The sequence below is a fragment of the Flavobacterium covae genome, from assembly GCF_001534645.1.
In the GTDB taxonomy this organism is placed as follows: Bacteria; Bacteroidota; Bacteroidia; order Flavobacteriales; family Flavobacteriaceae; genus Flavobacterium; species Flavobacterium covae.
This window is the reverse complement of the sequence record NZ_CP013992.1, coordinates 1,904,304-1,920,813: the sequence shown is the minus strand read 5'-3', so window position 1 is coordinate 1,920,813 and position 16,510 is coordinate 1,904,304. Positions and strand designations below refer to the sequence as shown.

Sequence of the window (16,510 nt, the reverse complement as noted above, 5' to 3'; positions counted from 1 at the left end):
TTTTTAATGAACCTATATCAAATAAATAATACTCAATTAAAAGCCTTAAAAGAAAAACCCTTTAAGCTAGAACGCGAAATACAAAACCTCTTTGAGCAAAACCTGACCTTACTCACGGGTTTAGAGTTTGTTAAAAGCGAATTTAGTATAAAAGGCAAACGCATTGATACCCTTGCGTATGATATGCAATCAGAATCATTTATTATCATTGAATATAAGCGCGATAAAAATGCGAGTGTGGTTGACCAAGGCTTTACCTATTTGAGTTTGATGCTGGAGAACAAAGCGGATTTTGTGTTGACGTATAATGAAACACTACATAAAAACTTACATAGTAGTACCGTGGACTGGTCACAAACACGGGTGGTTTTTGTATCGCCTAGTTTTACAGAGAATCAACGTTTAGCTACCAATTTTAAAGATATTGCGATTGAGTTATGGGAAATCAAGCGTTTTGAGAATGATATTATCAGCATTAACCCTATCAAAAAGACGAATTCGGCGGAAAGTATTAAGCCTTTAGCGCAAAAGGATAGTAAAATTCAAACGGTTACTAATGAAATAAAGGTATATACCGAAGAGGAAAAATTTCAAGGAAAGAGTGATGATATAAAGGAGTTGTACGAGACCTATAGAGATGCTATTTTACAATTAAATAGTGACATAGAAATTAAACCACAAAAATGGTATATAGCTTTTAAATTAAAAAGCAATATTGCTGATATTGAAATTCAGAAACAAGGATTAAAAATATGGATTAATTTAAAAAAGGGAAGCTTGGATGATTCAAAAAAACTAGCTCGTGATGTTTCTAGCGTTGGTCATATAGGCAATGGTGATTATGAATTAATGGTTACTGATACTTCTAACTTAGAGTATATTATGAGTTTAATTAAACAAGCAATTATATAAAAATAATATACCACGAACTGTGTAATTTAAAAAGTTATTCTAAAAATTTGAACCAATTTAAAAAGCTCAAAAAAATTTAGAATAACTTTTTGAAGTTTTATATATTTAATACCATCTAAACTTTGAAATTTCCTCATAATACTATTTTTTTAACCTCGAGACTGCCCAAAAAACTCACAATCTTGTCATTTCGACCAAAGGGAGAAATCACATACTATTGATTATAAGACTCCTCCTTACGCAGGAGAAACAAACCGCATGTTGATTTACACCATCTAACTTTGAAATTTCCTCATCATATTATTTTTTTAACCCTGAGACTGCCCAAAAAGTTCACAATCTTGTCATTTCGACCAAAGGGAGAAATCACATACTATTGATTATAAGACTCCTCCTCACGCAGGATTACGCAGGAGAAACAAACCGCATGTTTATTTATACCATTTAAACTTTGAAATTTCCTTATAATACTTTTTTTTAACCTCGAGACTACCCAAAAAGTTCGCAATCTTGTCATTTCGACCAAAGGGAGAAATCACATACTATTGATTATCAAACTCCTCCTTACGCAGGAGTACAAACCGCACGTTGATTTATACCATCTAACTTTGAAATTTCCTTATAATACTATTTTTTAACCCTGAGACTGTCCAAAAAGTTCGCAATCTTGTCATTTCGACCAAAGGGAGAAATCACATACTATTGATTATAAAACTCCTCCTTGTGTAGGAGTGACAAACCGCATGTTGATTTATACTATTTAAACTTTGAAATTTCCTCATCATACTATTTTTTTAACCCTGAAACTGCCCAAAAAGCTGACAATCTTGTCATTTCGACCAAAGGGAGAAATCACATACTATTGATTATAAGACTCCTCCTTCGTAGGAATGGCAAACTGGATGTTGATTTACACCATCTAACTTTGAAATTTCCTCATAATACTATTTTACCCCTGAGACTGCCCAAAAAGCTGACAATCTTGTCATTTCGACCAAAGGGAGAAATCACATACTATTGATTATAAAACTCCTCCTTGTGTAGGAGAGACAAACTGGATGTTGATTTATACTATTTAAACTTTGAAATTTCCTCATCATACTATTTTTTTAACCCTGAAACTGCCCAAAAAATTCACAATCTTGTCATTTCGACCAAAAGGAGAAATCACATAATATTGATTATAAGACTCCTCCTCACGTCGGAGTGACAAACTGCATGTTGATTTATACTATTTAAACTTTGAAATTTCCTTATAATACTATTTTTTAACCCTGAGACTGTCCAAAAAGTTCACAATCTTGTCATTTCGACCAAAGGGAGAAATCACATAGTATTGATTATAAGACTCCTCCTCACGTCGGAGTGACAAACTGCATGTCGATTTATATTATTTTAAACTTTGAAATTTCCTCATAATACTATTTTAACCCTGAGACTGTTCAAAAAGTTCACAATCTTGTCATTTCGACCAAAAGGAGAAATCACATAATATTGATTATGAAACTCCTCCTTCGTAGGAGTGACAAACCGCATGTTGATTTATACCATCTAACTTTGAAATTTTCTCATAATACTATTTTTTTAACCTTGAAACTGTTCAAAAAGTTCGCAATCTTGTCATTTCGACCAAAGGGAGAAATCACATACTATTGATTATGAGACTCCTCCTTGTGTAGGAGAGACAAACCACATGTTGATTTATACCATCTAACTTTGAAATTTCCTCATAATACTATTTTTTTAACCTAGAGACCGCCCAAAAAATTCGCAATCTTGTCATTTCGACCAAAGGGAGAAATCACATAATATTGATTATCAAACTCCTCCTCACGCAGGATTACGCAGGAGAAACAAACCGCATGTTGATTTATACCATCTAAACTTTGAAATTTCCTCATAATACTATTTTTTTAACCCTGAGACTACCCAAAAAGTTCACAATCTTGTCATTTCGACCAAAGGGAGAAATCACATACTATTGATTATAAAACTCCTCCTTACTGAGTAACAAACCGCATGTTGATTTATACCATCTAACTTTGAAATTTCCTCATCATACTATTTTTTTAACCCTGAGACTGCCCAAAAAATTCGCAATCTTGTCATTTCGACCAAAGGGAGAAATCACATAGTATTGATTATAAGACTCCTCCTCACGCAGGATTACGCAGGAGAAACAAACCTCATGTTGATTTATACCATTTAAACTTTGAAATTTCCTCATCATACTATTTTTTTAACCCTGAAACTGCCCAAAAAGTCCGCAATCTTGTCATTTCGACCAAAAGGAGAAATCACATACTATTGATTATAAAACTCCTCCTTGTGTAGGAGAGACAAACTGGATGTTGATTTATACCATTTAAACTTTGAAATTTCCTTATAATATTATTTTTTTAACCTTGAAACTGTCCAAAAAGTTCACAATCTTGTCATTTCGACCAAAGGGAGAAATCACATACTATTGATTATAAAACTCCTCCTTGTGTAGGAGTGACAAACCTCATGTTGATTTATACCATTTAAACTTTGAAATTTCCTCATCATACTATTTTTTTAACCCTGAAACTGCCCAAAAAGTTCACAATCTTGTCATTTCGACCAAAGGGAGAAATCACATACTATTGATTATGAGACTCCTCCTTACGCAGGATTACGCAGGAGTGACAAACCGCATGTTGATTTATACTATTTAACCTTTGAAATTTCCTCATCATACTATTTTTTTAACCTTGAGACTGTCCAAAAAGTTCGCAATCTTGTCATTTCGACCAAAGGGAGAAATCACACAATGTTGATTATAAGACTCCTCCTCACGTCGGAGTAACAAACCGCATGTTAATTTAGACACTATCCTACAAAAGCAATAAAAATTAGTCTTGATTCTCGATGCGCTTCACGCTCGAACGAACGATGATTTTAATTATATACTCAACCAGAATCCTCCGAAATTTAAGATCAACATCAAAGATTATTTTTTGTAAATTTGACCAAGAAAACAAGTTGAGAACATGAAGGCAAAATACATCAATCCCTTTACAGATTTTGGGTTTAAGAAGATATTTGGAGAAGAAGCCAGTAAAAACCTACTTATCGACTTCCTCAATGCCTTGTTGCCAGAATATGACCAAATCAAAGAACTTTCTTTTAAAAACACCGAGCAACTCGGGCAGAGTGACCTCGACAGAAAAGCCATCTACGACATCTATTGCGAAAACGAAAAAGGCGAAAAATTCATCGTAGAACTCCAAAAAGCCAAGCAAAACTACTTCAAAGAAAGAACCATCTATTACTCCACATTTCCCATTAGAGAACAAGCCGAAAAAGGCGAATGGAACTATAATTTGAAAGCGGTTTATTGCGTAGGTGTTTTAGATTTCACTTTCGACGATTACGAAACAGAACCCGAAAGAAGCGAAGTAGTACATACCATCAAACTAAAAAACCAAAACGGAAAAGTATTTTACGATAAACTGACCTATATCTACTTAGAAATGCCCAATTTTAACAAACAGGAAAACCAATTAAATTCCCGTTTAGACAAATGGTTATATTTCATCAAAAACTTGGAAGATTTTCAAAATATTCCTACAATTTTCAAAGACGAAGTATTTACCCAAGCCTTTGAAAAAGCAGAATTGGCAAATTTCGGGCAATTAGATTTAGACAAATACGAGAGCAGCCTTAAAGTTTACCGAGATCTAAAAGGCGTTATTGACACTGCTTTCGACGAAGGAAAGATGGAAGGAAAGATGGAAGGATTAATTGAAGGAGAAATAAAAGGAAAAATTGAAACGGCTAAATCCTTAAAAAGATTAGGTGTTTCAGTAGAAATCATTACGCAGGCAACAGGCTTAACCAAAGAAGAAATCAACAAATTATAATAAGGCACTACCGCCAACAGCTAAGGTTTCGTTGGGCTCGAAGAGCTAACAATCAAACTCGTGTTGAAAGCAACTGCTTACACTTCCGCTCACTATGGGGATTTATAGGTAAAAATTTAAGAATATACAAGAGGCATAAACGCCTCTTTTTTTGAAGTTATTTTATTTTGTTTTTTTATACCATCTAACTTTGAAATTTCCTTATAATACTATTTTTTTACCCCTGAGACTGCCCAAAAAGTTCGCAATCTTGTCATTTCGACCAAAGGGAGAAATCACATACTATTGATTATAAAACTCCTCCTCACGCAGGATTACGCAGGAGAAACAAACCGCATGTTGATTTATACCATCTAACTTTGAAATTTCCTCATAATACTTTTTTACCCCTGAGACTGCCCAAAAAGCTGACAATCTTGTCATTTCGACCAAAGGGAGAAATCACATACTATTGATTATGAGACTCCTCCTTACGCAGGATTACGCAGGAGTGACAAACTGCATGTTGATTTATACTATTTAAACTTTGAAATTTCCTTATAATATTATTTTTTTAACCCTGAGACTGTCCAAAAAACTGACAATCTTGTCATTTCGACCAAAGGGAGAAATCACATAATGTTGATTATGAGACTCCTCCTCACGTCGGAGTGACAAACTGCATGTCGATTTATATTATTTTAAACTTTGAAATTTCCTCATAATACTTTTTTTTAACCCTTATACTGCCCAAAAAATTCGCAATCTTGTCATTTCGACCAAAGGGAGAAACCGCATAATATTGATTGTGAGACGCCTCCTTACGTAGTGACAAACTGGATGTTGAGACACTATCCTACAAAAGCAATAAAAATTAGTCTTGATTCTCGATGCGCTTCACGCTCAAACTAACGATGATTTTAATTATATACTCAACGGTCTGTTCGAGTTGTTTTAAAATGAAAAAAACATATCGAGAATTTTTCTTTTTAATCCAGTATATTTTAAGTTTAAATAAGATAACACATAATCTGGGTTTCTGGATAAAATCTTAAACCCTCATTTTGCAATTACTCAAAATGAGGGTTTTTAGGATGTTAACTAAAAATCATATTGTATAGAGAATTAACAAATACTTTTTTTAGTTTATTATGATTTAAAGTCTTTTTAATTATTTTTTATGGACTGTAATGCTCTGATTTCCTATTTTTAATAGATATGATCCACTGGATAATTTAGACATATCTACTGTGTTACTATTAATTATTACAAGATGGGTTATATCTTGTCCTTGTAAATTATACAACTTAGTATTTGTTATATTCATTTGAACATTATCAACTCGTATCATAGCATTTGTTGGATTAGGATAAGCCAAAAGGTTCTTTGATGGATTTATTATAGGAGAACTCGTAATTGGTCCTATTAAGGTAATATGTTTTTTAAAAGTTGTTTCAATAGGTAATCCTTGATAGGTTAAAAACCTGAATGTAGTACTCGTTGAATTTGAAGAAACTAATTGAATATCTTTATGAGATTGTGGTAATTCCCACTCTCCATCAAATGTAATTTCTATGGGCTGAATTTTAAATGAGTCAAAACTTCTTTTGTCTGGAAGACCTAGATCAGGATTAGACAAGCTCAATGTCATTTCTGAATTAGAGTTTAACGGTCCATACATTATTAAACAAGGTTTATCATTTGAAATTAGGTTGGTATTTCCAGGAAGTACTGTATTTGCTTCAAAAAGTGCAAAAGCATGTATTCCTGATGCTGTATGTTTGATAATATGTGATTTACTATCTTTATTTAGTACCGTATACGGTCGTGTGCTGGTACTTTGGAATGAATTGGCTAAATTTTGCATATCTGAAGCATTCGTATTAGGAAGTACTACGTATTCGTATTGAGCATTATTAGGGGCTTTACCATGATCTATAAATCCTATAGCTGCTTCTGTATTGGGATTTAGAATTGCTGGATTGTTTTGATTATGTGATGGTGTTTGTTGATTCTTACGCTGAATCTTTACATCATTATTTCCAGTAACTAAGTAAAAGCCTGTATTAAAGTTATCTAAAATCCAGTTTGGATTTGTTCCTAAATAAGTAGATGTTATACCTGTTGAGGTATATGTATTGTTATTTATTATCACATTGTTAGGAGTTGTTGCATTTTGATATAAAGTGGTAACTGTTGCAGTATTAACATCGCTATTGCTTATATCAGAACCTAAACAAATGATCATATCATTAAAGAAAAACGAAGATTTCTTAAAGGTAAAAGAGGTATCATGTGTATTTGATCCTGTTGGTGTTCCTCCCCATCCTATATTTTCTGCTTCTTGAAAATCCATAGCAAACATACCTAGTGTTCCAAAAACATCTTTTAAATATTCGCCTTTTTTAAGATTATGTTGCAAAGAACCTGCTAATTTTTTACTTGAATATTCATCTACTCTTTGCCAAGGTACAATTAAATCTTGCCATGATAAAACTTTAGTAGTAGCACCTGGATTATAATTCCAATCCCACTTTGTATTATCAAAACCGTTGGCAGCAGCAGTTCCTGGATATAGGATATTCATAGCTCCATAACTTTGGTATCTACCATATCTATTACTATTACTAAAGGTTTCTGCTCCCCAAAGTTGATTGCTAAATCCTTTATTTAGTATCACTGTATTCTTGGTTCTAAATATACCTGCGCTTGCGTGATTGTTTTGATAAAAGCCATCGTGAAAAGGAGCAATTGTACTATGATTAAAAGAGGGCTCTACGCCATATCTTTTGTTATAGATGCTTGCTAAAAGAGGGTCTGCTGTCTGTAAACCTAAAATGTGTCCTCCTACAAGAGCTAAATTTTTTATAGAATTTTGATCTACAGATATTGTTTCCCAGTTACCACTTCTACCTGTCATAGATAAGGGGATCCATCCAGCATCATTAGAAATTAATATTTTGTGCATAACAGCATCTCTAAAAACTTTATATGCTGGGGCTTTTATTTGAAAACGGGTGTTCCCAAATACATCTAGGCAATAAATAAGGGTATTATAAGCGTACATGTACGTTTCGTAATTGTTCCAATGATGATATCCACTGCCATCTGGTTTTATTCCATCTCGGGTACCATCTGTGTATACAGAGGCAAATCGGGTAACAAATCGGCTTAAGGTTAACATATAACGATACTGTTCATCATCTGTTGAGAAACATTTTACTAAAGGCACAAGTGCGTCTAATTTATTATAAACATCATCTGTATTAATAACTCCTTCTGTGGCTTGGGAATTATAATCATAGGTTGGCTTCCAAAAAACATTCCAATTGGCAAATTCTTTTTCTATAATATACAAAATTCTTTGCTTGTTTTGAGGAGTTAAATACTCTGCACAGAAAAAGCCTTTTCTTGAAAAGTTTTTAAATACATAACCGTGTGTATCAACTGATAGGGTATTATTGCAAAGGTTTTCTGAAACCCACCAGATTAAATCATTTACTCTTTGAATTACGGCAGTATCATTAGGATTGAATTTTAGGTGATCAACAAACGTATTTAAAAAAGTAAGTTTATTGTAATCTGTTATAGGATTACCAGTAATGGTATTGCCGTTTACCACTATATTTAAATTGTTATAAAGCCTAATAGCAGTATTTAAACTTGAGGTAGATGGTTGGGTGGTAGCTAATCTTGTGTTTTTAGCTTTATCATAAATATTTTGAATTTCCGATTTAATGGCCGGATCACTGGATTGTAATGCTAAATCAGGAACAAAAGTAGGTGTACACTGAGCGTCTATTCCTAAGACACTCGTCAAGAATAGTGCTGTAATTAAAAAAAAACTTTGTTTCATTTGTTTTCTTATTTTTATTAATACTATGGCATTGCTTGGCTGTATTTTTATAAGCAATTGCCGTGACGAAGGTTGCTTTTATCTAATTTTTATATTTTTTATAGTTTGACTTAATAGCAATTCAGGCAACTAGTATACTTGTTGCAAAAAGGGAAACAATACTAAAAATTAGATTAATTAGAAAAAATTAATATAATTATAACCTATCTTGAAAAGCTAAAATTGTAGAATAATGATGATTTCTAATCATCCGGCTCATTAGATTATCATCTTTGATAAATTACTACTGAAGCGATAGGTATAAAGTCTGACAGGTTTACATTTTTTTATCTGTCTTATAACAAATTTAATAATTTATTTCAAAACAGAGTTTAATTCATTGAAAAAGTTTATTTTAGGATTTCTTATTTTATAGAAATTTTCTTTCTAAAAAATGCTTTGAGGCGAAACATTTTTTAAAATAAATAAAGTTTTTTCGTTCTTAAATTAGTTTTCTAAAATATATAATATATGCTTTGCTAAAGCAAAAACGTTATGTTACACTCTTTATGTGATCCCAAAAAGAACTGTCCAAGTTCAAAAGCAGAGAGAGAAAGGAACTAGCATTGCCTACAGTCTTTTTACCAATGACAAAATTTAGCTTTTATCTTTCTCTTTCTTCTGTTGAAATAAATTTATAAAATATTCAAAGAATTTTCCTATGCAAACATAGGATGACAAGATTGTGAACTTTTTGGACAGTCTCAGGGTTAAAAAAATAGTATTATGAGGAAATTTCAAAGTTTAAATGGTATAATTTTAAAATAATCCTCCTCCTTGTGATTCATCTTGATTTCTTTGTTTTCTATCTAGGGTTTTATTTTTGCCACTGCCAAAACGATAATTGAAATTAATATTTATAGTTTGGCTTTCCCACCTAAAGTTTCCGTTAATTTGAGCAGGTTCGTTACTATAAAAACGCGCTCTCATTGTATTAAAAATATCATTGTATCGAATGCTTAAAGATCCTTTTCCATTTAATAAATTCAATCGAGTGGCTAAGTCTGTTTTCCACATATCTTTATTAGAAAATTGTAAACCGTTTTGACCTGCTCTGTACATGGTAAACCAAATTAAGCGAAAGTCTTTAGTAAGTTTAAAAGTGTGATTTATTCTACTATTAAATAGAATTGCATTGATGCTTTGTGTATATAAGTTGCCATCTCTCTTTTCTATAATACCTGTTGAATGAGTAAAATAACTATCAGAACCAAAGTTTACACTCCACCATTTTTTTAAATCTAGGTTACCAGATAATTCAATTCCATATTCTGTATTGCGGTCAAAATTAGTAAAGGTTAATTGTTGTTTTGTTGGTTCATCAGGGTTTGTAGTAATAATTTGACTAATTTGGTTCTGAATAAAGCGTACAAAGGAACCTGATGTAAAAGATCCTGTTTTTAATTTTCGAGTGTAATTCAATTCAATAGAATTGGTAAATTGAGGTCTTAATTTAGAGTTTCCTACCTGCTGCATAGTAATTCCGTTCCATTGTCTAATTTCATTAACCTGATCCATATTAGGTCTGTCAACTCTTCTAGAATAGTTAAGGTTAAATGAATTATTTTCGGATGAATTATATGTTAAAAAAGTAGAGGGATATAGGGTAAAAATGTAATCTGAAAAAATTTTGTCTGTATTTCCTATTTTTTGAAAACTGCCTTTTGCATCATAACTTTCTAATCTAAGACCTATTTGATAATTCCATTTACCTAATTCTTTGCTGTAATTTCCATAAGCAGAATAAATATTTCTTTTGAAATTAAAATGAGCATCGAAAACAGAATTAACCTGAATTTTATTATTAGTATCATCTAATCGGCTTTCTACCCCGAGTTCTATTTTAGAAGTTTCGTTTATAGGATTTACAAAATCAATATTGGCTATAAAGTTTGTACCGTTTTTTTGAACATTGTTTGTAAATTTGATATTGTTATTGAGGTCTTTAAAAAGACTATTTTCGGGATCATCATTTGTATTGTAATTTAACTCAATATCCAGTGTTTTATTTTCCTTATCAAATTTGCGTTTGTAAGCAAGATTATAGGTCTGATTTCTTTCTAAACCATTAGCTTCTTGTGTTTGTAAATCTTTAAGATTACTATCTAAATAATGGATACCGTTTTTAAATTCAACGGCTGGGTTGTCAAAATTTTGAATAGAATAAAATGAAAGTGTATTTTTATCATTGATGTAAAAATCAGTTCCTATTTTAGCAAAATTATTTTTTCGGAAATGAACCACATCAATAGCAAGATCATAATCTTTTGTACTATTGTATTTGTTCCAATTTATAAGACCGTAATTTGTATTTTTTCCATGATTTAAGGAGTAAGTAGTATAGAAATTAAATTTATTAACTCGGTAGTTTAGGTCTATAGAACCATTAAATTTAGGTTTAATAGCAAAGTTAAGAGCTGTAGTTATAGTTCCGTTAAAACCTAAATTTGAATTTTTGTTGAGTATAATATTTATAATACCACTCATTCCTTCAGGATTATATTTTGCAGATGGATTGGTAATCAGTTCAATTTGTTTTATAGCAGTAGAGGGTATTTGTTGTAAAGCTTGAGCAGCAGAAAGGTTAGAGGGTTTACCATCAATGAAAATTTTAACATTTTCATTTCCCCTTAAACTCACGGTATTATTTTGTACATCAACACTTACAGTAGGAATGTTATTCATTAATTCAGCAGCGGTGGCACCTGCTGTTTGTAAATCTTTGCCAATTGTAATTACTTTTCTATCAATTTTTTGTTCAATTGATGATTTTTCTTTTGTGATGCTTATTTCATTTAATTGTTTAGATTCTTCTTCTAATACAATGTTTTTTAGATTGATGTTTTTATTCTCTGGGGTTAGTATTATAGTATTAATGTATTTTTTATAGCCCATATAAACAATTTCTAAGACTAGATTTTTAAGAGGGAGATTGGTAATAGTAAATAATCCATTGTCCTTTGTAATAGCTCCAGCTATTGTTTTTCCTTCGCTTTTTATTGTTACAGAAACATAAGGGAGAGGAGAATTGTTTTTTTTGTCGATTATTTTACCCGATAAAGATCCCGTAGTATTAGCATTAATCGTGTTATTACTATTAGTAGAAATTACTGGAGTTTGTGCTTGCATACAAGCCATAGCAGCTAGTAAGCAAACTAAAATTGCTTTTCTTTTCATTTTGATTGATAATTTTGATTGATGATGATTGAAACAATTTAAATTAAAAGCGATATTGTGTAATACAAGGTACTTTTAGAATTAAATTTGATTCTGTAGAGTAAGACGTAATATGATTTTTTTTGTTACAGTTTAGATAAAAAAAAAATCCCGAAATTTTTTCGGGATTAAAATATTATCTTTTTAAACTAAAATGGGATTTGAAAATTTTTGTACTATTTTTTTCATTGTATTCTACTGTAAACCAATAGTCATCGGCTGGTAAGGGAATGCCTTTATAGGTTCCATCCCAACCTTTTGAATTAGGAGAAAAGCGTTGAATTAGTTTTTCATAACGATCAAAAATTTGAATAGAGGCTGTTGGATTAGACTGGATTAAATCAGGAATATTCCAATAATCATTATAACCATCATTATTAGGGGTAAAATATTTTGGATGGTTAATAATTGATATTGTAATAGGAGCAGGGCTACAATGTCCTGAATTATCTTTTGATGCAATGGTATGTTCTCCTGAGCTTACATTATAGAATAGATTGCTCTCTTGATAGTTACCATTATCTAGTTGATAGCTATAATTGCCTGAACCATTCCCCATAACATTAATCTTAATATAAGATGGTATTTCAAAAGCATCATTATATTCTAAGAGAATGTAAGGTTTGTATTTAGTTACCTTTGTGGTGTAATTTTTTGTACAATTAGTGATAGTGTTGGTTATCATTACAGAATAATTACCATCTTGTGAAACCGTGATTGAAGGGTTTTTTTCTGCCAAAGGGGTATGGTTATAAAACCATTGAAATTGATAATTTTGTAAGGATAAACCTGTATCTAAAATTGCTTGATTGTATAAAGTACCTGTTGCATAATCTTCACAAATAATATATTCTGGTTGTAAATTAGATTTTGGCAATGGCTCAATGATTAATTTTATTTCATTGCTTACATCAAAACAAGAATTGAGCTTACGGCTTGATAATCTGGCCCAAATAGATTGGTTGAAAGGGATATTATTAATGTATTTTATAGTTAGAGGGGTTGCATTTAAATCATTTGCTTCATTAAAACTTCTGAAATAGTCTACTTTTAAATCATTAGTTGAAGTTGTATTTCCTAAAACAAGAGTATTAATTGTGCTTAAATCAAATTGAAAGATACCATCAAAAGGATCTTGAAACTCATCACATATAGGAAGAGTGCTTATATTTTTAGGAGCAACAGGTTGGGATATAATTGTTAGTTTAAAACTTTTTTCATCTATACACTTAAGTTTATTATTAGTACTCGTATATACATAAATAGGACTTATGACATTGGAAGTATTATAGGTAGTTCCTGCTGGAATAATTTTACCAGGATGAGGTAATTCAGGATGGGCAGGATCCAAAGGACTATCATAATATAGCATATTGACAGGTAGAGTAGGAAGTGTGTAAGAATTACAAACTACTAGATCTGTTTGTGGAGGAACCTCTAAACTATCAAATGTTATGGTAAAAGAACTTTGGCTGTAACAGTTAGATACCACAGGGTTTTGTGCATATATATAAATAGTTTTTACTCTAGTTGATTGTTCTATTCCAGGTCTTAGATCACTACTGTCTATGCTTAAATTAGTTATAAGGTTTTTACCATTAGGGTCTTGGTAATAATTTCCATTAGCTAAAGGAGTAAGATCGTATTTAAAGCAGGTAATTTGGTCCCCTCGGACATCAATAATAGGTTTGTTAAAGATAGTTATTTTCCAAGGGACTTCGTTAAAACATTTAGGGGTTAGGTTTCCTGGGGCTGTACTAGACTCTTTATAAATCCAGAGAGTTGTAGAGGTTTTTATTTCATTATTAGGGAATAGTTCAGTATTGCCAGGTGTATTAGGACCTCCTTGTAATGTGAAATACCTTCCTCCTTGGCTTTCTATTGGTAAAATATAATTTATACAAGATTTAGCCTCTTCAGGACTTACTAAAGAAGGTTGGTGAAAATTTATACTAAAAGAACTATTGTAAGTACAACTAGCATTTTCAATATAATGATAAATGGTTGTGTTTTGGGTAATCGTTTTAGGTGTTTTTATCAGGTTTCCACCCCCATTAGGAGCATCTCTAAATTCACCTATAACAGGTTGGGGTAAAACATAAAAATTACTACAAGAATCAATATTTTTTAATCCAATATCTCCTATATAAACCCAAAAATCATAAATATTTGAACGACAATTATTATTTATAGCATAAGCATATACATGAGTTGTTTTACTAATAGGAAAACTTAATACACTATACATACCAGTAGTATTATCATAGGTGTAGTAATCTACGGTTCCAAGATCTGTAATCAAGATTGGTAAATTGTTTATAGGAATACAACTAAATAAATTAGTAAAAGTGTTTTTTATAGTGGGGCTTTTTGAGATATTTATTTTAAAAGAAGTCGTAATAGGAGGACAATTAGGATCAGAAAAGACATAACTTACATATAAAGTTGTTTCTCCAATAGTACTGATGCTAGTACCAGGAAGTATTTGTTGAGTTAATGCACTATCTAAAAAAAACTTTGATCCAGGAATACGAGGGCCAGGAATAATATAACTGTCACAACTTGTTAAGGTAGTAGGAATTAATTGGGTTGATTTTACAACATGTACGGTAAAAGCATTCTCTATATAACAATCACTAAGATTTCCACTACTTATATATTGGTATACTAATGTTCCATCTATTGTTATGTTAGTTCCTGCAGGCCAATTAATGCCTGTTTGATTAGGACCAGACCAATATTGAGCTCCATTAGGTTGCTCTGGTAGGATATATTGAACACAAACATATTGATCTTTTATCACTTCTAGTGTAGGTCGTGAAATTACGATAACGTTAAAAGATTCCGTAACAAAACAATTGGTTTCCGTTTTTACAAATAATTTAATATAAATAGTCCTATTACCTGTTAAAAAAGGTTTATTTATATCTATAGGAGAATCACTAAAATCAGGTTGTAAGTGATAATTTATTTGATAAATAGAACTCGATAATCCGTTCAATAACTTATTCGTTAGAATTGAAAATTCTTGTGTAGAAATAAAGGTTTGCCCACTTCCAAAAGTATTTTCACATTTTGTAATGTCTGTGGGTTTAATTAATGAAGGAGAAGGGGTTAGTTGTAAATCAAAAGATTTTGTATTATAACAACCATTTGCATTTTGAATTCTGGTCCAAATAGTTTTAGGAAGCGTACTCGCTACAACGTTATAATTATTGCCTATAGAATTAATATTTTGTTGAGCATCTAACAATGTGTCATGAAAACTAATTGTTAGAGCACCTGTTGGATTTAATAAAGATTGATTCGAGCTGAAATCAAAATCATAACTAGTTGAATTCGTATTGCATTTATATAAAACTTTAGGATTTACGCTAGATGGAGCACTCTGGTAACCAATCTTAATTTCATCCTGTCCAGCAATACAAGGAGTTGACTTTATATAATAAATCAGACGATAACTTCCCGCTTGATTTAGAACTAAATTAGGAGCATTTGTACCAATAGGATTGTTGTTTTGATTTCTCCATTCAAAATCATATAAGGAGCTATCTAGTCCTGATTGTAATGTATATGTTTCGTTTATACCCTCGTTATTACATAGGGTTAGATCAGGTCCCAAAGGGGAGGTGTCTAAAGAAAAGTTGGCTCTACCTAAAAAAATAGCAGAATCATCACTAGTTACATTTCTATCTCCAATAACAATTTTAAGATGATAAGTAGCTCCTTTTATTAAATTATCTTTGGTAGCAGATAATAAAACCGTTTGCCCATTATAGTTAGTAGGAGAAGTACTAGTGCTAATTCCTCCATTAAAACTACCAAAAAAGGTTGAATTAGCTGAATTACAACTAGAGTTGTATAAATTATTACGGATTGTTTCCACAGAAATAGGAAGATTTGTATTAGGTACTAAAGCAAGATTTTCCACCTTTCCATCAGGATGCGTTAGTAAAATAGCAATTCCATCATAGGTATTGCATTGATAAGTGCCATATTCTTCAGAAGTAAAAATAAAAGGAAGCTGAATATGAGAACTCAAAGAGGTAAAGTCAAATTCTAATTTCGTTGCATTTAAAAAAATTGGCGGAAAAGCAGGATCAGTTGTAAATACAGAAGTCAAATCACTATCACCAGGCCATGTGTCGCTTCCGTCCTGTAATCTTGATGTATTGGGACCCGTAGATTTTAGGGCATTCCCTGTACTCAAAATGATTCCTTCACTAATAGGAAAAGCAGGATTTGTATTTTTAAAAGAACCAATGCCATTTGTAGATCCAAAGTTCGTTCCTGTAGAACTCTTGACATTAGAGACGTTTATGCAGACAGATTGTGTTAATACATTGCGTACTAAATCATCAGGAGTTCGATTTGTTTCAACAGAAATAAATTGCGCATTAGAATAAAAGTCTATAAAAAAGACCAATAAGAGTAGATATCTTTTGAGCATGGTACAATTCTTTAAAAATGAGACGGCAAACTTATATTAAATATAGGAAAAAACTGATAAAAATATAAATATGTTTATTTTAGATCCTTCAATTTGTTTTTGGGAGGTTTTTTTTAAAAACCTCGGAATTCTACTTGCTATATAAATTTAGTGAATTTCTATTTAAATAGT

General features: G+C 31.5%; 5 protein-coding genes. 2 read left to right on the top strand and 3 right to left on the bottom strand.

All coding sequences use genetic code 11. The features are described from left to right. The first annotated feature begins 6 nt into the window (after positions 1-6). Together AWN65_RS08515 and AWN65_RS08510 are read left to right on the top strand one after the other, a co-directional pair. Positions 7-912, top strand: a complete 906-nt coding sequence (locus AWN65_RS08515) for a DUF5655 domain-containing protein (protein ID WP_060382778.1) — start codon at positions 7-9, stop codon at positions 910-912. A 3,014-nt stretch (positions 913-3,926) separates the two neighbouring features. After that, positions 3,927-4,799, top strand: a complete 873-nt coding sequence (locus AWN65_RS08510; RefSeq protein ID WP_060382777.1) for an Rpn family recombination-promoting nuclease/putative transposase — start codon at positions 3,927-3,929, stop codon at positions 4,797-4,799. Between the two features lie 1,150 nt (positions 4,800-5,949). On the opposite strand, the gene AWN65_RS08505 is transcribed toward AWN65_RS08510, so the two are convergent. The 3 genes from AWN65_RS08505 to AWN65_RS08495 form a co-directional block, all read right to left on the bottom strand. Then, positions 5,950-8,634 (bottom strand): polysaccharide lyase family 8 super-sandwich domain-containing protein, encoded by a 2,685-nt coding sequence (locus AWN65_RS08505; RefSeq protein WP_081078414.1) that lies wholly within the window; start codon positions 8,632-8,634, stop codon positions 5,950-5,952. Between the two features lie 798 nt (positions 8,635-9,432). Then, the gene (locus tag AWN65_RS08500; protein ID WP_060382775.1) at positions 9,433-11,850 is read right to left on the bottom strand and encodes an outer membrane beta-barrel family protein; all 2,418 of its coding nucleotides are present in this window, start codon (positions 11,848-11,850) and stop codon (positions 9,433-9,435) included. A gap of 175 nt (positions 11,851-12,025) precedes the next feature. Next, on the bottom strand, positions 12,026-16,339 hold the full coding sequence (locus AWN65_RS08495; RefSeq protein WP_060382774.1) for a T9SS type B sorting domain-containing protein: 4,314 nt from the start codon (positions 16,337-16,339) through the stop codon (positions 12,026-12,028). Positions 16,340-16,510: the final 171 nt, after the last annotated feature.

Coding starts and splice junctions, on each gene's coding strand:
- AWN65_RS08515 (WP_060382778.1), top strand. CDS start 7: ATGAACCTATATCAAATAAATAATACTCAATTAAAAGCCTTAAAAGAA.
- AWN65_RS08510 (WP_060382777.1), top strand. CDS start 3,927: ATGAAGGCAAAATACATCAATCCCTTTACAGATTTTGGGTTTAAGAAG.
- AWN65_RS08505 (WP_081078414.1), bottom strand. CDS start 8,634: ATGAAACAAAGTTTTTTTTTAATTACAGCACTATTCTTGACGAGTGTC.
- AWN65_RS08500 (WP_060382775.1), bottom strand. CDS start 11,850: ATGAAAAGAAAAGCAATTTTAGTTTGCTTACTAGCTGCTATGGCTTGT.
- AWN65_RS08495 (WP_060382774.1), bottom strand. CDS start 16,339: ATGCTCAAAAGATATCTACTCTTATTGGTCTTTTTTATAGACTTTTAT.